The 19,651-nt window shown below is 54.9% G+C and carries 19 protein-coding genes and 3 tRNA genes; 15 read left to right on the top strand and 7 right to left on the bottom strand.

Features of this window, described 5'->3' with window-relative positions:
• The first annotated feature begins 197 nt into the window (after positions 1-197).
• The 5 genes from HMPREF2756_RS02140 (at position 198) to HMPREF2756_RS02120 (ending at position 4,142) form a co-directional block, all read left to right on the top strand.
• Positions 198-842, top strand: coding sequence for a hypothetical protein (locus tag HMPREF2756_RS02140; RefSeq protein ID WP_070617747.1), 645 nt, complete (start codon positions 198-200; stop codon positions 840-842).
• A 15-nt stretch (positions 843-857) separates the two neighbouring features.
• The gene (locus HMPREF2756_RS02135) at positions 858-1,502 is read left to right on the top strand and encodes a hypothetical protein (protein ID WP_070617744.1); all 645 of its coding nucleotides are present in this window, start codon (positions 858-860) and stop codon (positions 1,500-1,502) included.
• A 44-nt stretch (positions 1,503-1,546) separates the two neighbouring features.
• Positions 1,547-2,185, top strand: coding sequence for a uracil phosphoribosyltransferase (upp, locus tag HMPREF2756_RS02130; protein WP_048778321.1), 639 nt, complete (start codon positions 1,547-1,549; stop codon positions 2,183-2,185).
• 544 nt (positions 2,186-2,729) lie between these two features.
• Entirely contained in the window at positions 2,730-3,497 is a 768-nt protein-coding gene (locus HMPREF2756_RS02125; protein WP_070617741.1) for a winged helix-turn-helix domain-containing protein, read from the top strand.
• A gap of 123 nt (positions 3,498-3,620) precedes the next feature.
• Complete coding sequence (locus HMPREF2756_RS02120) at positions 3,621-4,142, top strand: SixA phosphatase family protein (protein ID WP_070617827.1); 522 nt, start codon at positions 3,621-3,623, stop codon at positions 4,140-4,142.
• Between the two features lie 191 nt (positions 4,143-4,333).
• Here HMPREF2756_RS02120 and HMPREF2756_RS02115 read toward each other — a convergent pair.
• Positions 4,334-4,425: transfer RNA gene (locus HMPREF2756_RS02115), tRNA-Ser, on the bottom strand.
• A 228-nt stretch (positions 4,426-4,653) separates the two neighbouring features.
• Between HMPREF2756_RS02115 and HMPREF2756_RS02110 the strand changes: the two genes are divergently transcribed.
• Positions 4,654-5,223 (top strand): cell division protein FtsK, encoded by a 570-nt coding sequence (locus HMPREF2756_RS02110; RefSeq protein WP_070617737.1) that lies wholly within the window; start codon positions 4,654-4,656, stop codon positions 5,221-5,223.
• A gap of 231 nt (positions 5,224-5,454) precedes the next feature.
• A complete protein-coding gene (locus HMPREF2756_RS02105) occupies positions 5,455-5,787 on the top strand; it encodes a DUF4190 domain-containing protein (protein ID WP_004005651.1) in 333 nt (110 codons plus the stop codon).
• A gap of 70 nt (positions 5,788-5,857) precedes the next feature.
• On the opposite strand, the gene HMPREF2756_RS02100 is transcribed toward HMPREF2756_RS02105, so the two are convergent.
• A tRNA-Ser gene (locus HMPREF2756_RS02100) sits at positions 5,858-5,945 on the bottom strand.
• 148 nt (positions 5,946-6,093) lie between these two features.
• Here HMPREF2756_RS02100 and HMPREF2756_RS02095 point away from each other — a divergent pair.
• The 3 genes from HMPREF2756_RS02095 (at position 6,094) to HMPREF2756_RS02085 (ending at position 8,931) form a co-directional block, all read left to right on the top strand.
• A complete protein-coding gene (locus tag HMPREF2756_RS02095; protein ID WP_070617824.1) occupies positions 6,094-7,104 on the top strand; it encodes an NAD(P)H-quinone oxidoreductase in 1,011 nt (336 codons plus the stop codon).
• A 164-nt stretch (positions 7,105-7,268) separates the two neighbouring features.
• Positions 7,269-7,787, top strand: a complete 519-nt coding sequence (locus HMPREF2756_RS02090) for a hypothetical protein (protein ID WP_004005649.1) — start codon at positions 7,269-7,271, stop codon at positions 7,785-7,787.
• Between the two features lie 268 nt (positions 7,788-8,055).
• Positions 8,056-8,931, top strand: a complete 876-nt coding sequence (locus HMPREF2756_RS02085) for an HpcH/HpaI aldolase/citrate lyase family protein (protein ID WP_048778315.1) — start codon at positions 8,056-8,058, stop codon at positions 8,929-8,931.
• Between the two features lie 94 nt (positions 8,932-9,025).
• Here the strand turns inward: HMPREF2756_RS02085 and HMPREF2756_RS02080 are convergent, their stop codons facing one another.
• Complete coding sequence (locus tag HMPREF2756_RS02080; protein ID WP_004005647.1) at positions 9,026-9,220, bottom strand: hypothetical protein; 195 nt, start codon at positions 9,218-9,220, stop codon at positions 9,026-9,028.
• A gap of 134 nt (positions 9,221-9,354) precedes the next feature.
• Positions 9,355-9,426, bottom strand: a tRNA-Thr gene (locus tag HMPREF2756_RS02075).
• A 159-nt stretch (positions 9,427-9,585) separates the two neighbouring features.
• Here HMPREF2756_RS02075 and HMPREF2756_RS02070 point away from each other — a divergent pair.
• Positions 9,586-10,407 carry a DsbA family protein gene (locus HMPREF2756_RS02070; RefSeq protein WP_070617734.1) on the top strand — a complete coding sequence of 274 codons (822 nt, stop codon included), beginning with the start codon at positions 9,586-9,588 and terminating at the stop codon, positions 10,405-10,407.
• A 9-nt stretch (positions 10,408-10,416) separates the two neighbouring features.
• Complete coding sequence (locus HMPREF2756_RS02065) at positions 10,417-11,259, top strand: spermidine synthase (RefSeq protein WP_070617731.1); 843 nt, start codon at positions 10,417-10,419, stop codon at positions 11,257-11,259.
• A gap of 64 nt (positions 11,260-11,323) precedes the next feature.
• On the opposite strand, the gene HMPREF2756_RS02060 is transcribed toward HMPREF2756_RS02065, so the two are convergent.
• Together HMPREF2756_RS02060 and HMPREF2756_RS02055 are read right to left on the bottom strand one after the other, a co-directional pair.
• Positions 11,324-12,361: an EamA family transporter gene (locus HMPREF2756_RS02060; protein ID WP_070617728.1), complete on the bottom strand. Its 1,038-nt coding sequence runs from the start codon at positions 12,359-12,361 to the stop codon at positions 11,324-11,326.
• A 110-nt stretch (positions 12,362-12,471) separates the two neighbouring features.
• Positions 12,472-13,542: an EamA family transporter gene (locus tag HMPREF2756_RS02055; protein ID WP_070617724.1), complete on the bottom strand. Its 1,071-nt coding sequence runs from the start codon at positions 13,540-13,542 to the stop codon at positions 12,472-12,474.
• A gap of 439 nt (positions 13,543-13,981) precedes the next feature.
• On the opposite strand from HMPREF2756_RS02055, the gene HMPREF2756_RS02050 reads away from it, so the two are divergent.
• The gene (locus tag HMPREF2756_RS02050; RefSeq protein WP_070617720.1) at positions 13,982-14,869 is read left to right on the top strand and encodes a di- and tripeptidase; all 888 of its coding nucleotides are present in this window, start codon (positions 13,982-13,984) and stop codon (positions 14,867-14,869) included.
• Positions 14,870-15,129: 260 nt separating this feature from the next.
• Positions 15,130-16,872: a DUF5635 domain-containing protein gene (locus HMPREF2756_RS02045; protein WP_070617717.1), complete on the top strand. Its 1,743-nt coding sequence runs from the start codon at positions 15,130-15,132 to the stop codon at positions 16,870-16,872.
• Between the two features lie 278 nt (positions 16,873-17,150).
• On the opposite strand, the gene purB is transcribed toward HMPREF2756_RS02045, so the two are convergent.
• The gene (gene purB, locus HMPREF2756_RS02040; protein WP_070617714.1) at positions 17,151-18,590 is read right to left on the bottom strand and encodes an adenylosuccinate lyase; all 1,440 of its coding nucleotides are present in this window, start codon (positions 18,588-18,590) and stop codon (positions 17,151-17,153) included.
• 424 nt (positions 18,591-19,014) lie between these two features.
• On the opposite strand from purB, the gene HMPREF2756_RS02035 reads away from it, so the two are divergent.
• Complete coding sequence (locus HMPREF2756_RS02035) at positions 19,015-19,629, top strand: hypothetical protein (RefSeq protein WP_070617711.1); 615 nt, start codon at positions 19,015-19,017, stop codon at positions 19,627-19,629.
• Positions 19,630-19,651: the final 22 nt, after the last annotated feature.

Genomic DNA, 19,651 nt, shown 5'->3' with positions numbered 1-19,651 from the left:
GCGCCTCGGGAGATTTCACGTGGGCTAAAAACTTTGTTTTAACGTAAGAAGATTATCTAGGGTACAGATTTATGGGATTCTTGAAAAGTGCCCTACACTAAAAATAGACGCTCTTAGCCTATCCGTACACATGGATAGATTATAGGCTATAAAAGTGTATATGAGGATGTAGCAAAGCATGCTAAAGGATTTTAGAAGTGGATCAGATTTTTGGAGTTACTCTTCTTGCTCTTCAGCTTTTATCCTGTGTCTTGATATATAAGAGTGTAAAAAATAAAAATTACACTACTTATAGATTTCCTCGTTGTGGAAGAAGGGCATACACCATTGAAAGCTTTGCAAAATTTGGGCTGATATGTTGCTTTATTTTGACATCTATAACGGTTCTTTCAGTATTATTTGACCCAGAATTTGGTGGTGCATTTGTTATGTTGCCTCTAGGGTTTTTGGGCTGGTATTTATGTTTGTTTATATATTTGGACTGTAAGAATTTTTATTTGCAGACAACACCAGAGGGTATGATATGGGCAAACTTCTTAGCAGTTTCTCATCAGGCATCTTATAAGGATATTTTAAAATTCTCCTATGATCCACGAGGAGACTTTGATACAGACCTTACGTGGCTTGTAGTGAAAACTAATCATGGAAAAACCTTGCGTTTTGACCCTTTACTAACAGGTGCTGGTCTGTTGATTCCACAACTGGCATTTCGGGTTGAGAATGGTTATTGGGCAAAAAATGCAGATCCAGAAGACCAACAACTGCTTCAGAATTTTATTGATGAGCCTGAGAAGGCTCGTGAACTTCTTATGAGTTGTTCCCCTTGTGTTGTAGAACGGTGATATAGGTATTTAGCTATGGAATTGACGGATTTAATACGAGCTCTTATACCGGTTCTTCCTGTTGTCATCATATCATTGGCAGTTTCAGTAATACCTCGATTTATTAGCACAAAACCTCCCGTTTTTGAGCTAAAGGACGAGGTGATATTTCGTCTTCATTGGATATATAAAATTTCTGTAGTAGTAATTGATATTACTTGTTTGCTGGTTGCTATATTCTTGATATGGGGATCGATAACATCAGGTCCTAGAGCGCTTGTTGCCCCTATGTTTTGGGTAATTATAGCTATCTTCTCTATTCTGTTCTTATATATTCACAAATCTTTCAGTGATATGTATGTGCGCATAGATTCCCAAGGAATTACCGTGAGAAAATTTTATAGGCGCATGAAGAATGTACCCTATACAGATATTTCTGAGTACATCTTTAAACCACACAGCGATAAGCTCATCATTAAAGACTTTCGGGGCAGAAAAACTCTTATCCGCCCCTTAAAAACCTCTTCGCAGTTATCCCTTTTCCACTTGGCTTTCCGCATGACTGAAGGGCGCTGGGCTCAACCGTATAGCACTGATGACCGGCGAAAACTTGAGGAATCTATCGAAACCAATAGTGGAGTACAGTACCTTCTCGACCACCCGCACGACAAACTGTCATAACCGGCAAACAGCACCCGCACTAGCAGGCAGAGTAAACTGAGAGTATGCGTATTAAGATTCTTGATCACCCGCTGGTGGCGCACAAGATTAGTGTGCTCCGCGATAAAAACACTCCCTCACCCACGTTCCGCCAGCTCGTCGATGAACTCGTTACCCTGCTCGCCTATGAGGCTACCCGTGAGATTCGGGTTGAGCAGCGCCCTATCGAAACCCCGGTGGCGCGCACGATGGGAACCGTTATCGCTAACCCGAAGCCTCTGGTTGTGCCGATTCTGCGCGCCGGACTGGGCATGCTCGAAGGCATGACTCGTCTAGTGCCCACCGCCGAAGTCGGGTTTTTGGGCATGGCCCGTAACGAAGAGACCCTCGATATTGTCACGTACGCCGAGCGCCTGCCCGAAGACCTGACCGGCCGTCAGGTGTACCTGCTCGATCCTATGCTCGCTACTGGCGGCACCTTGATTGAGGCTATTAAATTCCTGCGCGAACGTGGCGCCGAATCCATCACCTGTGTCTGCCTGATTGCTGCCCCCGAAGGTATTGCGGCCCTCGAAAAGGGTGTTGAGGGTCTGCGGAATATTGACCTGTTCCTTGCCGCTAAAGATGAGCGTCTGAACGAAAAGGCATATATAGTTCCTGGTTTGGGCGATGCAGGCGACCGTCTCTATGGGCTGGCGCAGTAGCGCATCCTTAAGGGTCTGACGATTCTGCGCGGGCGGTTTTAGACGTCGGGTGCCGCAAACATGTGCTTTGGCGGCTTGATTCTTGAGATTGCACGCGGAGCGTCGGTTCCTTGTCACCTTCATACTGCGGTTTGCCCCCTTCACCACATGCATCTGCGAATGCGGCGAAAAACACTAGTAGTGCACGAGTCGCCGGTACCCTTGGGAGCCTCCGCTCCAGAACGTGGAAATTGCGCCCGGTTCGTATGCGGTCAGGAGCGCTGAGAGCGCGGCTTTTTGGGGTATCGGTTCCGAATCTCCATGTATAATATGAGGGAGAAACGGTGCTTGTCAGCGTCGTTTCCCGGCACTGAATCAAAGTTCACGAGGGTGTGAAGCTGCGAGCAGAACGTCGCAGATACCCCAAGTTGCTTGATTTATGAGTCAAATAATAGAAATATTGATAGCAAAGGAAACGCCGCCTTTACCGCGCGGTGTTTGAGCATTCCGCATCATGCAGAATCAAGGGACCCGTACGCAACAAATCTTGAGAGAAGGTTGAACAATGTCAGGTGCAGTACCTGGATACGTCCACATCTCCCAGCGTGGTCGTGCTGCAAAGCGTCAAGTGCCGCAGCAGAACCGCACACAAGGGTCCGCAGCTACTTTGCGCCCGATGACCTTCTCCTCCGGGGATCAGCAGGGTGCCCAGAAGACAGGAGCTCAGGAGAACGAGGCGCGCGGGTTTGTGCTGTATGTGGGGCTCAACGAAGAACTTGCCGCGGCCAACGGCACATCGCTGGTGCGTATTGTGCAGGATTTGCGAACCTATGCACACCATCTGGCACCTGAGGCCGAATCCTATGCCGCCGTTGCTTTGGCTCCCGTTCATGCGGAGGGCAGCGATCTTGAGGTTGTGCGCAATGCGCTTGGCGATCCGACTGCCGTGTTCTACCAGGCGGAGCTGCACAAGCAGGCGCGGGAAGCCGAGCAGCCCGCAACTCCTAGTTCCAATGGCGTTCTGATCGATTTGGCACGTCGTGAGGTGTTCCTTGATGGGGAACAGTTGATGCTCACCTTCAAAGAATTCGAGCTTCTGGCGCATCTGGTTGAGAACTCCACCCGCACCGTGGGACGCGACGAGCTTTTGGAGTCGCTCTGGAGCGCCGGGGACGAGCATCCCCACGAACGCACCATTGATGTGCATATTCGGCGTCTGCGCTCGAAGTTGGGGCGTCTTTCGGGAACCGTGCGTACCGTGCGCGGTCAGGGGTACAGGTTCTTTGAGCATCCCGAAGTTGTGGTGTGGGCCGCCCCCGAATACTCCATCTAGTCTTTTTACCCTCGAAACCCCGCGTTCTTTCTTAAGAGTGCGGGGTTTTCACATGCCGTTTTCGTGGCGCGCTATCACACGGTAAACCGGCATATCAGGATTCCTACGTTGTACTATGAAGGTATGGTTGAGAACTCACTCCGAGACGTTAAGCGCCTGATTATCATGCGTCATGCCGAAGCCGACTGGGGTATGGATGATTTCGATCGCCCACTGACTAAACGCGGGCATCGTCAGGCTGCGGATGCGGGCTCCTGGCTCAAGCAGAAGGGTTATATTCCCGAGCAGCTGATGTCCTCGGCGGCGCTGCGCACCCGGCAGACCACCACTTGGATATCTGATGCGCTCGGTGAACAGGCACCCACCCCGCACCTAGACGAGGGCCTGTATGAGGTTCCTGCATCCCGGGTGCTGGCGCGCATTAACGGGGTTTCTGAGAGCGTGCGCACGCTTATGGTGGTGTCGCATCTGCCTGCGGTGCAAGATGTGACCTTACAGCTTGCGAGCCCCGAATCTGACTACAATTCCCTGATGGATGCTTCCTATGGCTTCTCGCCTTCGTCCGTAGCGGTCTTTGAAGTGCCGGGGGAGTGGGCGCTTCTTGACGGTGCGGATGCGCGCCTCATCGACTTTATGAGCTTCTAGACTGTTTTACGTTGCTGGCGTTGCGCTCTCGCCCTTTCTGCCGCTGAACCACAGCTTTTTTCGACTGGGAGGGCAAGGTTAGCCAGGCGGAAACAAAGCTGCATCATAAGACAGACTGTAAAAATCTGATGCCCTACGCCCCTAGGACGCAGCGAACCCCCGCACCTTTTACAGTGTGGGGGTTCGTTCTTTGGCGGAGACGGGGGGATTTGAACCCCCGGTCGAGTTCAACCCCGACCCTTCATTAGCAGTGAAGTCCATTCGGCCGCTCTGGCACGTCTCCACGGTGCACAAAACGAGTGCATCCCTATAAGAATATCGGGAGTAAGCAGGCTGGTCAATTCGGAATTGCCGACCAAACTTCCCCCATGAGCGAAAAACAACGCGCTATAGTTAGAGTTATTGCCACGCCCATTCACGCAGGCTGAAAACGGTTCCCCAGATATTTCCTTACAGCAGGTAGACAGTGGGCAGGTCTAGTTGTCGCTTCTTGTCACCGAAAGGAATAGCTATGTCTGAGCATCACGCGGGAGAGCAACCGTCTCAGTCGCAAAACCCCCATCAGGGTGAGTACGCCTACGAGAAAACTCGCCCTCTTTCTGACTCTCTGCCCGAATACACTAAGCTTTATCAGAACCAGCAGCAGCCCGCTCCTAGACAGCAAGACTATCAGCAAACTGTTCCTCAGCAGTACTATCACCAGTCCGCCCCTCAACAGTATTACCAACAACCTGCTCCTCAACAGTACTATCAGCAGCCGGTGTATGTGCAGCCCGTGCCCATGATGACGGTTGTCCCCAAAACCCCGCAGCAGATTGCCGGTGAGCAGGCGGCACAAACCTCTTTAGCGCTGGGCATTGTTGGTTTGGTGCTCGCCCTCTTCTGGGTTACGAGTGTGATTCCACTGGGTTTGGGGATCTGGGGCGCGGTTAAAGGTGCTCAGGCTTCGCGCGTTGGAGTTCCCGCCGGAGGCGGCCTTGCCACCAGCTGGATTGCCCTGTCGCTGGGGGCGATTGAGACTCTGTTCTTCTTTATTCCGATGGTGGCGTTCGTGATAGCCGCTATAGCCAGCACTCGGTAGCAGCCGTGGGCATACAGATGCAGCCCAGCAGAATCCCGATGTCGGGAGGACAGCGGGGCTTTATCGTGCATGATCTGGGCGCTTTAACGCGTATGCCGTGTTGGTACGGATTTGTTAACACGGCATGTTGGAAAGCATGTACTTATCTTTAACCCTGTACAGTAAATAAAGCCGATAATAAAACTGATCTTATGTGCAACGATAGGATCATCTACCCCAAGAAGGATAGTAATGTCCGAAAACTATAACTTCCAGCCTCAGCAGAACACACAGGGCGGATACCCTCAGCAGGGTTATCAGCAGCCGTACCCGCCGACAATTGATCCTGAAGCAATCAAGGCAGAGAAAAACGCAAAAATCTATTCCATTACTTCCCTTGTTCTAGGTGCTCTCGGTATTGGGATTTTTACCATCGGTTTTGGCATTGTTGCCGTAGTTTCCTGTATTAGGGGTCTTATTGCTAATAAGGGAAAGAATGCTGGCTATACCGCTATGGCGCTTATCGGGGGTATCCTCGGTGCCTTTGATATTGTGCTGGGGTTCCTCTCAAGGTTGGTCTCGTAACCTGCAGATTCTACGCCGAAAAACCCCGCGGTACACCTGAAAACTCAGGCGCATCGCGGGGTTTAGTGTGCGGATGGTAAGGGATTTGAACCCTTGAGACGGGGTTACCGCCTACTGGTTTTCAAGACCAGCTCCTTCGGCCGCTCGGACAACCATCCCGGTATTTTCCGCCCTTGAGCGGAAAAGGTACCCGCCGATTATCTCATGTCTATGCTTTTCTGTAAATCTGAACATTGCGGTATGCCCCGAGAACACATGCTAATCTCGGTGCAGGAAGATACAGATAAGAAGGTTGTTGAGGCTACTATGCGCGCCATTGTCGAGAAAGAACATGGAGATCCAGAGGTTCTAACGCTCTCTGAGGTTCCGATTCCCGCCCCTGCACCCGGGCAGGTCTTGGTGCGGGTGCATGCCGCCGGGCTGAACCGGGCGGATTCCCTGCAGCGGCGCGGGCATTATCCGCCTCCTGCGGGGGCAAGCTCCGTATACGGTCTTGAGATCGCGGGTGTGGTAGAGGCTGTGGGTGAGGACGTTGATCCCGCTCTGGTGGGCGGGCGCATCATGGCGCTTCTTGCTGGTGGCGGTTACGCCGAGTATGCGGCGGTAGATGTGCGCCATACCCTGCCCGTTCCTAAGGGTATGAGCATGGTTGAGGCGGCGTGCATCCCGGAGGTCGCTGCGACGGTGTACTCGAATCTGGTGCTTCTGTGTGGAATGAGTCTTGATCCCACGCAGAATAACCCGGCGGAAGATGAGCAGACTTCGCTTCTGGTGCATGGCGGTACCGGGGGTGTGGGCATGCATGCTATTCAGCTGGCGCGCGCCGCCGGTGTGCGGGTCTTTGCGACGGTCGGTGATGACGAGAAGGCTCAGGTGGTGCGGGCGTTGGGGGCGCATCCGATTAATTACCGCACGGAGTCTTTTCGTCAGGTGATTCAGCGTGAGAGTGCCGGTCACGGCGTGAATTATATTCTTGATGTGGTGGGCGCGAAATACCTGGAAGATAATCTGCGGTCTTTAGCCGATGGCGGGCATCTGGCAACGATTGCCGTGCAGGGCGGCCGCCGCGCGGAACTTGATCTGGGTCTTATGCTGACGAAGCGCCTGTCGGTGCACGGTACGTCTTTGCGGTCACGGTCTGCGGATGAGAAGGCAAAAATTATGGCAGGGGTACATGAGAACGTGTTACCGTTGCTCGAACGTGGCGTTCTTTCGGCGAATCTTGATCGTGAATTCCCGTGGTGGCAGGCGTCGCAGGCTCATGAGTATTTTGATGCGGGTCAGCATCGCGGCAAGGTTGTTTTGCGCGTGATGTAAGTCGTATTGTGCCGGTTTAACTGGGCTAAATGCGTGAATTTTTCGAGAGCTTAATCCCATATCAACATTTTTTGTACGACATCCTGTCACCAAAACGAGATTTAGGGTACCCTAAGTATATAGAGCTTTCTAGACGCACGACCGGTTGAGCATGAGGAGGGGCTATGGGACTCAAAGATTTCCTGCAATCACGGCGTGATGACGCGGAACTTGGGCGTGGTCTTTGGCGTCGTGCGCACGACCGGTTTATTCGCGGTATTGATCGTTTTCATCAGGTTCTTGAACGCCTTGCCGATACCGAGATGATCGAACTTATCGTGCCGGATGCGAATACTCTTGCCGATCTTATTCCGCGGGTTCGTGCCGTCGCGATGGAAGCGCAGCGTATTGCCCCCAGTGACGGCATGGATATTCCTGCCTCCCCTGAGGGTACGTTCTCGGATCTGCATCGGGCGCTCTCGAAAGCTGGTAATGCGGTAGCCCTCTGCGCTGAGGCGCTGGCGATGGCGCGGTGCTTTGGCGAGTGCAGTGTGCAGTGCCACCGCAAAATTACGGTGGAGCGCCGCGTGCAGAGTGTGGTTGAGCATGTCGAAAATGCGGAACGCCTGATCGCCCGCGCGCGTGATGAAAAAGCTGCACAGGCGCGCAACGAAAACCTGTCTCTGCAGACAACCTCGGTTTAACGTCATAAACGTGAAACTAGCGGCGATGTGCGAATAGTTGTGTAGTCGCGGGCTCCGTATAATTTCCCCGGTAATTTCGGGGGTTTAGTGTCTTTTGGAGGATTCACGTCGCGAATTATCCAATATAAAACCATATAAATCCGCGTAAAAACCCACACGATATGAGGTAACTAGAACCTTAACTAAGGTTGAGCTTAGTATAACCATCATGGACCAGACGCCTACACTAAAAGCTCGGACACCAGCACATCAGGGAAAAGACCAACCAATGCTCGAATTCCATCGCAATGAACGTGCACGCCAGCTACGCCCCAGTCTCTCTCGCTCCTGGCTTCTTGTACGCCCTAATTCCGCCGAAAAAGACTTTGAAGAAGCGTTCGCCAGTGAAGCAGACTCCATTATTCTAGACCTCGAAGACGGCTGCCCCGAAGACGAAAAAGACGAAGCCCGCAGTCGAGTCGTCAAAATGCTCAACTCTGGCGTGGTCGCATGGGTGCGCATCAACGCTATCACCACCGAGCACTGGTGGAAAGACGTTAAAGCCCTCAAAAACACCAAAGGTCTGCGCGGCGTTATGCTCGCCACCGCAGAGCACGCGACCGATATCGACCGCACCGCCTCCGAACTGCCCGCCGGAACGCCCATCATCGCGCTCATCGAATCGGCTCTCGGGGTGCACAACGCCGTCGAAATCGCCAGCGCTATCGGAACCTTCCGCATCGCCTTCGGAGCAGGCGATTACCGCCGCGATACCGGTTCCAGCGACACCCCCATGGCACTCGCCTATGTGCGCTCGCAACTCGTGATCGCTTCAACCTTGGGCGGTATTCCCGGTCCTATCGACGGACCATCCGTGGGAAAGTACAAGGCGGCACTCACCGAAGCCTGCACCTACGCCACGGCCCACGGCATGACCGGCAAACTCACCCTCGATTCCGATCAGGCAGACACCATCAACCAGGCATTCTCGCCGAGTGACCACGAAATCGCCGAGGCACACAAAATGCTTGATGTTCCCATCGACGGGCCGCGCGACGGCTCATATCTGCCGCGTTACCTGCGCGCCAAGAAGGTCAAAGAACTCGCCAAAGTCTACGGGCTGTGGGGAAAGACCGAAAGTGACGCCCAGCGCGCCAACGTCTAAAGTCTTGCTATATAAACGTGAGCCGCGCATCCTGCCTCTGGTTAGGATGCGCGGCTCACGTGTTCTCTATACGGTACAGCTTCGTCGTGAGCAGCTAGTTGTACGGAGTCCTGCCGCCGGTAAAGGCATAGGCGCACATATAGGAGGTCACAACCCCCAGCACGATGGGGACGGCAATAATTGTGTCTTCACCGAAAATCCATCGATAAAAGAACCACAGCGCACAGCACGGTATCAGCAGAAGCACGAATACCAACCCAAAACGCTGGGTCTGTTTTTTATGACGCATGATGCCCCTCTCGAAGTGCAAACAAAACGGTAAAACTCTTTCCTTATTGTACGGGTTTTCAAGGGTAATCCGTAGATGGAAAACACAAAACCCGCCGCACTCTGCCCGCTGGCAGAAGACGACGGGTTACGTTGAGCCCCCTGTGGGATTCGAACCCACGACCTTTTCTTTACGAGGGAAATGCTCTACCCCTGAGCTAAGGAGGCACACGATATACGAGCTATATGGCGCGTATACCATCGCCAATATTAGCAGAGATTACAGGGCAGGGCGAATATGACCCATAACTCGAAAGGGGTGCGTTCCCCCGCAAGATATGGGAGGATAAAACGAAGATCTATTATCTTTACGCTAAAGGAACCCTCATGACATCTATGCTCAATCGCCGTACCGCGCTTTCGCTCGGGGTACCCGCTCTCGCAGTCGTATTCTCCGCATGCGCGAACGCCACCTCAAATTCCGGATCGAGTGCATCCGCAAGCGGTAGCTCAAGCTCTAACGCCAGCTCAAGCGGCTCAGCAAGCGGCGCTCCCTCGGGCGATGCTTCCGGCAGCGCTAGCGCCGGGGGAGAGGCAAGCGCATCCGGTTCGGCTTCGGCCTCCGGTGACTCCGCCAAAATGACCGCCACCAAAGTTGGTGAGCGTGACGAGGTTGGATACCACCTCAACACCCCCAAGCAGGGTGCGCCTACCGTGACCCTGTACACCGACTACCAGTGCCCCTACTGCGCCAAGGCCGAACCCACCTATGAGAAGGTTGCCAAGGACCTTGAGGGCACCATGAATGTGACCGTGCGCAATATGCCGCTGTCCCAAATTCACAAGAATGCTATTGCCGCCGCGCAGGCCGTGCAGGCAGCAGAGCTTCAGGGTAAGCACCTGGAGATGGCGAATAAGCTTTTTGAAACTCAGGACAGCTGGAAGGATATTACCGAGCAGACCGAGTTTGCGGGAGTTCTCCTCAGCTATGCTCAGGAACTTGGGTTGGATGAGGAGAAATTCAAGACTGACCTGGTCGATCCAAAAACCATCGACTTGATCAAGGGCGATTTTGAGTACGGCCAAAAGATCGGCGTGAAGGGCACCCCCCAATTCGCGGTGAACGACAAGCCTCTTGAGAATGTGGATTCTTCGACCTCCGCCGAGGATATGGCCAAAGAATTCAAGAAAGCCGCAGGGCTGAACTAGTCTTTCGTGATGGATGAAAGACAGCGAGAGCGTGCCGCGCTGGGCGTTCACCTGAGTGTGAGCGGTCAGCGCGCCCGCATTCTTGAGGACGGATTCAGCGAGCACGGCTATGTGCTTGAGATCGGCGGTGCCGAACAATCCCATGTTGATGCTGCTGATGCGACCGTCGTGTTTTACGAGTATCTGCGGCGCATCGCCAATGTGCTGGATGTACTCGCACCCCCGCGCGAACCCGTGACGGCTCTTCACTTGGGGGCCGGGGCACTTACGCTCGCCCGCTATATGCAGGCCACACGCCCGGGGTCTTCGCAAGTGGCCGTCGATTATGAGCCGCAGCTGATGGGGTTTGTGACCGAGGTGCTGCCGTTGCCCGCAGGTACCCGGTGCGAGTTCGTGGTTGCGGATGCGCGCGCCGTACTCCCCGAGATTCCCGCGCTTTTTGGCGCTCATGCCGCATCCGACGGCGGTGTTTTTCGCGGGATCGACGCTGTTATTCTTGATATTTTTACGGGCATGGATGCGCCCGCCCACCTTGCCAACGCTGACTACTACGCCGAGCTGCGTGAGCTTCTGAGCGCTCGCGGGGTACTCGCCGTGAACGTGGGCGACGATGCCGGGCTGCCCTTCTTCCAGGGTCAGGCGCACGCCCTATTGGATACGTTCGAGCATGTGTGGTGCTTGTGCGATTCTTCCATGCTGAGCGGTGAACACGAGGGGAACCTGGTGTTGATCGCAACCGCACGCGAGCTCGACGAGGACACCGCCGATGCGCTGTTCGCGCGGGGACCGCATCCGGCGGAGGTGCTGAGTACCGAAGAACTGCGGGATTTTCTGGGGTACCTGGCCGAGTAATAGCCGCCCAAGAAATGCTGCCCGCCGCAAAACCAATCCGGCACGCAGCGTAGTATCCTGTGGCTTATTCCGGCAGCGGCAGGGGAGAGGTGTGCTCGGGAGGCTCGTTCCTCCGGTAAAAATCCGAAGTTTCGTCCGCATGTGCAGAGTCCCCAGTCGTTTGGGTAATTCCAATACTTGCCGTGATCAGCAGGATAATCGCAACCCAGCGCATCAGGCCGGTTTCCTGACCCAACAGCGCCCACCCCGCGAGCGCCGCAATCGCCGGTTCCAGGCTGAGAAGCACGCTGAAGACCTGTTCGGGAAGGTGCCGCAGGGCTGCCAACTCGCTGCTGTACGGTACGACCGATGCCAGCAGGGAGGTTCCGATGATGAAGAGCACCAGTTGGGTATCGTGCGTAACGCTCCAGAGCGCTACGGGGCCGGGGAAAAGCAGGGCCCCGGGGACCACACAGATGGCTCCCACGGACATTGCTACGGCGAGTCCGCTTGCACCGGGCACGAGTTCGCCGACTGAGGCGCTTGAGCGAATGTAGAGCGCCCAGAATGCGCCCGCGATCAGGGCGTATAGTACGCCCAGCAGGTCCGTTTCCTGCCCGTGTACCGCCTCGAAACCGAGTACCGCCATGCCTGCCGCCGCGCAGAATACCCACACCAGGTCGCGTTTACGCCGCGTGAGGATAGAGGCCAGTACGAGCGGACCGGTAAACTCGACCGCCACCGCCAGCCCGAGCGGGATGCGAGCCAGCGCATTGTAGAAGAAGCCGTTCATGAGCCCGAGCGTGACACCAAAAATGAGCATGGCACGCCACTGGCGGGAAGACCAGCCTAAGAATCCGTCGGATGTTTTTGCGGGTACTGCCATATATGCGGTTTGTGCACCTGCCCGATGCGCCCGCCAGCGCCCGGCAATCCAGACCGCCGCTCCTACCGTGATTGCGGCGAGAAGCAGGCGCAGAACTGTGACGAGCCACGGACCAAAAAGCGGAAAAAGGTGCACCGCGAAAGCCGCGCCGAATTGCAGAGAAAGGCACGAGATGATCACAAAGATGATGCCGACGCTGGGGCGCTTGCGGCGACTATGAGGGGTGAGGCTGGTCAAGAAACCTCCTAGATCACAACGACAACAGGCGGCGGTACCACGTGAGAATAATGGTACCGCTACCTGCATATTGTTGTAACCTAGGGCATACCCCAAATGTGAAGGATATTCTACGTTTGGGAGGAGCCTTCTGACTGGGTTTCTTTAGACTGCCGGTCGAGTCTGATCTGCTCAGTGGTGGGCAGGGTAATCACTCCGGTCTTCTGCACAATATCGGCACCGATGCTGTCAACCGCGCCAGGCAGGAAGTGCGTAATTGTCTCCGCTGTACCTTCCTCAAGGGCCCGGCGTTCCACCCGAGCGTGCGATATCGTGATCCCGATACTTGCCGTGATCAGCAGCGCAATTGCAATCCAGCGCACCGCATCGGTGGGTTCTTGCAGAATAATAACGCCCACCAGCGCCGCCGCGGCAGGTTCCAGCGAAAGCACCACGCTGTATACATTCGAGGGGAGCATGCGAAGCGCCGAAATCTCGCCCAGTGCGGGAAGCGCGGATGCCAGAAGTCCCATCGCAAAACCAAGCGCCAGTAAGGCGGGGTCGGTGATAACTTTCCCTAAATGATTGCCCGTGATGAAGAAGGGGAACGGGATAACTAAGAGTGTGGAGACAATATTGCCCATCACCATACCGCCCATCCCCGGAATTGTGGCACCCACACGCTCCGTCGCCAGAATATAGGCGGCACGAGAAGCGGCGGTTAGAATAGCGAAAAATATACCTATCAGTGCGAAATCTTCGGGCTTTGACTGCGACTCTGCCGTCAAAATAGCCATACCGGTAAAGGAAAGAAGAATCCAGATCAGGTCGAGTTTTCTTCGTGAAAGAACCGTTGCCAACACGAGCGGACCCATAAACTCGATAGCCACCGCGATCGCCAATGGAACCTGCTGAATTGCCACATAGAAGAAGGCGTTTGCACCGAAAAGGGCAACCCCCAAGACGATCACAGCAAGCCACTGCGGGCGCGTCCATTGACGAACTTGTGGGCGGAAAAAGAGATACAGCAGAAGCGACGAGGTGATCATGCGCAGCGCCACCACACCCCACGCGCCCAGATCGCCCATCATCGTCTTAGCGAGCGCAGAACCGAACTGTGCCGAAATGATGGCGCCGATAGCATACGCCATACCGAGGCCCTGAGTCGCCAGTGGCGAGCGCGCCGAAGCAGGAGCAGACATATAGGTTCCTTACTATGTGAAGGCCGGTGTTAGTGCCATTGCTGAACACCGCAGAAGACGCGTCGGAGCGCCTGAGTGAACGAGTGTGTTGTCTAACCTAGCTCAATTCTAAGCCCTCGGGGCGAAAAGCCGAACTAAAACGTCATACCGTGAAATTTACTCCATCATAAAATCTGCCGAAGGTAAACAACAGAAAGAACTGTGCCGCATTGAGATACCAGCTCTGGGCTTGGGCTTATATACCGTACCGAAGGGTTGGTGGGCAATATCGATGTCATGCATAGTGTGCACAGGTAGAGCCGGGGAAAGTAGTGCTTGACGCACTAAAATCCAGGTCAGGATGTGTTATGAACGCGGCGGAATACTCGCTGGGCGGAATAAGCGCCGTTTCTGCAGGATGCGGTACCTACTTTGAGTCAAAACGTGCTTTACTGGCATTATGCTAAACCCGAAAAAGTCCCTTTTTGACGATAACGGCAATCCCCGCCCGGCACTTACCAAAACGCTTGATACCGTTCTGCGCGTTCAGCGCCCCTTGGCGCTGTCGATGGTGAAAAGTTTGCGGTCGGGGCATCCGGATGAAACTCCCGACAAGATTCTGCAACGCCTTGAACGCAACTATTTGCGTGACGTGACCGCAATCGGTGGGGTAACGGGCGCGTCTGCCTTCGTGCCCGGAATCGGAACTGTGACCTCGATGAGCCTTTCAGCGCTCGCGGTTGGCGGGTACCTGGAGAGGACCGCGCTATTCGCGCAGGCGGTGGCTGAGCTACACGGCGTGCACGTGGAAAACCCCGAGGTTGCACGTTCGATGGTGATGGCGATTATGCTTGGTGAGGAAGGCTCACAGCTGATGAACACCGTGCTGCTGCAGACCGGGAAGGCGAGCGGCGTTTCCAATCGGTGGGGCATGCTGCTGGGCGGTAAGTCGGCGGGCAAGACTTTTAGCGTGGAACGCACGATTCGCAATATGTTTATCAAGCGTTTCTTGACCCGCCAGAGCGGAGCCCTGCTGGGGCGTGCCCTGCCGTTCGGCGTGGGTGCGGTGGTCGGTGGCGGCGCAAACTTGGCGCTGGGGCGTGATGTGGTTAAGAGCGCCCGTAATGCGTTTGGTGATGCTCCCGCGTTTTTCCCAGATGATCTGGCTCTTACTCCGCGTGCCCCCAAGTTCACGTCTGATGAGCAGAAAAAATCTCACGGATCCAAGGTTACGCGAGCACTGACCAGTAAGTTCAAGCGCACCAAGGCCGATACGAAGAACCACGATGAGCACGCTCACGGGCTGCAAAATCCTGGCGCGCAGCATCGCAAGACGATGGAGAACTAGAAGAAACTAGCCCCTTGCCCCTGCCTGCCGGTATTTCGCGGGTAAGAGTGCCCGTTTTGCCGCGGTTTTCACGAGACATACACGGGAGATTGTTAGATTAGCAGCCTGCTAATCTAACACTTTTCCGTAAAAGTGCGAAAAGTTGTTAGATTAGAGCCTCTTTAATCTAACAACTTTTTGTGTTTTTAGGTAGACTTGATGGTGACGTTGGTCAAGAAGAACACTTCAACCGCCCTGAAACCTACTGTTGTGGAGACGGCATGATACTTTCAGAACGCAGGCGAGACCTTGAAAAACAGGTCGCCGAAATCCTTGCTTCGTATCGAGACGGACAGCTTCACGCGAACCGGGAGAGCGCATCCATAGATTTCAAAGAAGAAGCAGGACGCCGAGGCGCTGGCGGTATTCTTCTGCCCGGCGAAACACGCAACGCTGAAGCAGCATCAAAACTTGCAGATGAAGTCGCCTGCTTTGCCAATACACCCGGCGGAGGCGCTCTGATCCTAGGTGTTGAAGACAGTCATGGAACGGTACTGGGAACCGAGCTTGATACTGAATGGTTGCGCCAGCGTATTGATGAGGCGGTACAGGTCGCCCCCGATATTGTGGAACACCACCTTGGCGGAGCCCAGGGTCTGCGCGTGCTGGTTCTCTACGTACCCCAGGCCAAAGAGCCTGTGTATGATATCGGCAATAAGCTGCGGTGGCGCGTTGGGGATCACTGCAAGCCTATTGACCGTTCCCTTTGGTGGGAACACCGTGAAAATATGCGGGAATACGACGAAATGGCTCAAAGCACCCGCTACACGCCTGAAGATATTCCACGCTCCACCATGAACTATGTGCGCGCCCTGCTCGGAGCCGATACAGCCCTCACGGACCGTGAGGTCTTGCAGCGTTTGGGCGCGCTGCGTTCCGATGGAAAGCTCTCGCAAGCCGCCGCGCTCACCCTGTGCCCCGCATCCCGAACCCTGCTTGAACTCACTATCTTCGACGTTCCCGCCGGGTCGATCCTCAATACTGTGCGACCCGACGCTGACCTGCCGCTGCTGGAACAAATACGGCAGATCGAGCAGGCTCTGCAAAACGTGAATACACAAATTACGCTTCCCACCGGGTTTGCGCACCGCACAGTCCGGCAGGTTCCCGAAAACGCTGTGCGCGAGGCTATTCTCAACGGCATTATTCACCGCGACTGGAACAGCTCTGAACCTACCGATATCCGCTGGATTACACTCGATAATACCCTCGTGGTGCGAAGCCCAGGCGGATTTTACGGTGGAGTTACTGCGGATAATGTGCTCAGCAATCGTTCTGCACGATACCCCGCGCTCGCCGATCTATTCCGTGCCCTGACCCTTGTAGAGAAACAGGGAGTGGGGGTTGATCGGATGTACCAGTCCATGATGGTTCTTGGGCATCTGCCCCCTATCTTCGCGGAAGTGGCGGGTCCGCATATTGAATGCACGCTCGTGGGAGGAACACCAGTACTGCCTGTACTGGAAGTCGCCTCTGCGATTGTTCCCACCGCACGTCAGAAAGACGTGGGAATCGCTATTATTCTCAGCTATTTGATGCAGCACCCTTTTATCACATTGAAAACTTTGGCCGAACGTCTGCAATCTTCTGAAGAATCAGCGGCGCTCACGCTGCGGGCTGCCGAACAGACCGTTATTGAGGGTGTTCCGCTGGTATCCCGTCTTAAAGAGCAACAGGTGTGGGTTCTGGGCGAAGGTGCGCTTAACCTTGCTCAGAATGCTCGGGGCGAGAACGACCACTATGTGTTGCCCTATCTGTCACGATCCTCGCAGGCTATGCACGATGTGATTCGGACCTGGTGCGACCTCACCGGTGCAATCACAACGGGAGATTTGATGGAGCTGACGCATATAGCCCGCGGTACCGCCAAAAGGGCTTTAGACGCTCTAGTCGATGAAGGTACTCTAAGGCAGGAAGGACAGGGTCGTTCCACAAGGTACGTTATGGTTCATCAGGGGCGGTAATCTGCTGAATTTCTGTAGGTGGAGTAGTTGATGTTAGATTAGTGGGGTGTTAATCTAACAGTTTTTCGTCAAAGTGCGAAAAGTTGTTAGATTAGAGCCTCCTTAATCTAACAACTTTTCGTGTTGATGAGGAAACCTGGTGAATAAATGGGTGTTCTATAGCCCCTGCCGAAACCGTAAAAAGGCTCTTTATTCACATAAAGCGGTTTTTCTAATGCTTTATGTGAATAAAGAGCCTTTTTAGAACGTAGAGAGCGGGAGAAAGGAGCCGAAGGAGTTTAGCCTTGCGCATCCTTCGCGTGATCCACCAGCTGCGCGGCGATGCCGTTGTACGTATGTGGGGTCAAGTTCGACAGCCGCTCCTGCGCCTCGGCCGACAGGCCCAAAGTGCCCACAAATTCTTTGAGGCGCACCGCATCCACCCGATGACCGCGTGTAAGCTCCTTCAGGCGCTCATAGGGGTTCTCCATGCCGGGGGTGCCCGCGATTGCCTCCGCGCGCATAACCATCTGAATGGCCTCCGCCAGAACCTCCCAATTGGACTCCAGGTCGGCGGCAATAACGTCGGCGGCAATATCGAGGCGCTGCAGACCCTTAATCACATTAGAAATCGCCAGCACCGAATGCCCAAACGCCACGCCAATATTGCGCTGCGCCGAAGAATCGGTTAAATCACGCTGCCAACGCGAAGTCACCAGCGTGGATGCCAGCGAATCGAAGATCGCATTGGAGAGCTCAAGATTAGCTTCCGCATTCTCGAAGCGGATCGGGTTCACCTTATGCGGCATCGTCGACGAGCCCGTAGCACCAGCCACCGGAATCTGGCGGAAGAAACCAATCGAAATATAGCTCCACACATCGGTGCACAGATTATGCAGCACACGGTTGAAATGCGCCACATCAGAGTACAGCTCCGCCTGCCAGTCATGCGATTCGATCTGCGTGGTCAGCGGGTTCCAGCTAAGCCCCAGATGCTCCACGAAACCCCGCGAAATAGCCTGCCAGTCAGCCCCCGGAACTGAGGCGTAATGCGCCGCATAGGTGCCCGTCGCGCCGTTAATCTTGCCCAAAAATTCGGTGGCGGCAACATGGGAAATCTGGCGTTTCAAACGGTATGCCAGCACAGCCATTTCCTTGCCCAGCGTGGTGGGGGTCGCGGGCTGGCCGTGCGTGCGTGAGAGCATCGGAATATCTCTGCCGGTTTCTGCGAGATCGAGCAAAATCTGCACCAGATCGCGGGCGGCGGGGAGCCATACATTCTCGACCGCGTCCTTAATACCCAGGGCGTAGGAGAGGTTATTAATATCTTCGGAAGTGCACCCAAAATGCACGAGCGGCACCAGATACCCCAGCCCCAGCGCTTCAAGGCGGCGACCGATATAGTACTCGACGGCCTTCACATCGTGAACAGTGACCGCCTCAATCTCGGCGAGTTCGGTGACGGAATCGGCGTTGAACTCGGTCACGATAGCACGCAAACCGGACTTCTGCTCATCGGTGAGCGGCGTGAGCCCGGGAAGAACGGCATGCTCGCACAGGTATATGAACCATTCGACTTCCACATGGATGCGGTCGCGGTTCAGCGCGGCTTCGGAGAGATAGTTCGTTAAAGGCGCGGTCACAGGGGCGTAACGCCCATCGAGAGGACCGAGTGCAAGATTACTGGTGCCCAGGTCGATTCTTCCCGAGGGCAGGAGCGTGTTTTCAGGGTGAGACATACCTCTATCTTCGCATGTTTTGGCGTAAAAGGTCAGATTGGGCGTCTTCTGTGGTGGATGAAGTGCCGTGTCTGTCTTGAGCGCGGCGTATCGCGGATTCTGGACGTCTTCCTGTGATTCGACTAAGGCGTTATTTATGGGATGCACGGTCTGCCACGCCTGTGCGGGTCTGCGTCATATTCGGTCATGCGAGTGCGCGAACCCGATGAAATCGAAAGAAACCGCCTGTGGATAACGAGGAAAAGTGTCCCGCCACGGCAGATTATCCACAGGGCAACGAGAGAGCGGGTATTAACCTGTGCCGACCCTTCTAGGGTGAAGGTAAACAGGTACAGCATCGGTCACGCGCACGGGTACTCAGGCGTACCCGTGCGGCCGCACACCGGGAGTCGCCCGCCGTACACAAAGAGCTAACGAGGAAGACATGACAGCCATCGCACCCGTACCAACGCCCCAGCCGCATACCGGCGATATTCCCCCGGGCGCGCATCCGCCTACGTCCGCAGATATTCTGCGTGCCGCCGGTGACATGGGGATCGGTACCAGCGCCGCAACCAGTTTTGCGTCGTCTTTGCAAGGGTTAGCGGGGCAGGCGCGCAGTAAGGGCCAGGAACTCGCCGCCAGCTTAGAACAGCATGCCGCGAGTATTCAGACGATGCTTCACAAAGCTCACGGTATGCGTGCCGAACACTGGAAATCCTCGGCCGGGAGAGCCTATCGAAACGCATTAGACCAGCACGAAAAAAGCCTGACCGAAACTCACCAGCAGGTACAGCACGCAGCCGAGGATGCCCGCCGCGCTGGCGAAGAAGTTGCTGCGGCCTTGGAATCTCAAGCAAACACTATTTTGGGTGCCGCCGCCGGACTAGACGGAATGCTCAAAGGCCTGCTGAACACCACCGCCGATACCCTCGAAAACCTGAACCCCGCAGACATCATCAAATCCTCCGGCGCGCTGAACGCTCAGCATGCCTTAGATCAGTTACTCAATTATTCGCAGGTTCCCACCGGGCTCTTACAGAGCTCGGGCATTCACTAATCGCTAGACAACAGGGAAGGAC

Source organism: Rothia sp. HMSC067H10 (genome assembly GCF_001810635.1).
Taxonomy (GTDB): domain Bacteria; phylum Actinomycetota; class Actinomycetes; order Actinomycetales; family Micrococcaceae; genus Rothia; species Rothia dentocariosa.
Note: the sequence above shows the minus strand (reverse complement) of the source record. Positions and strands in the feature narration are given on the sequence as shown.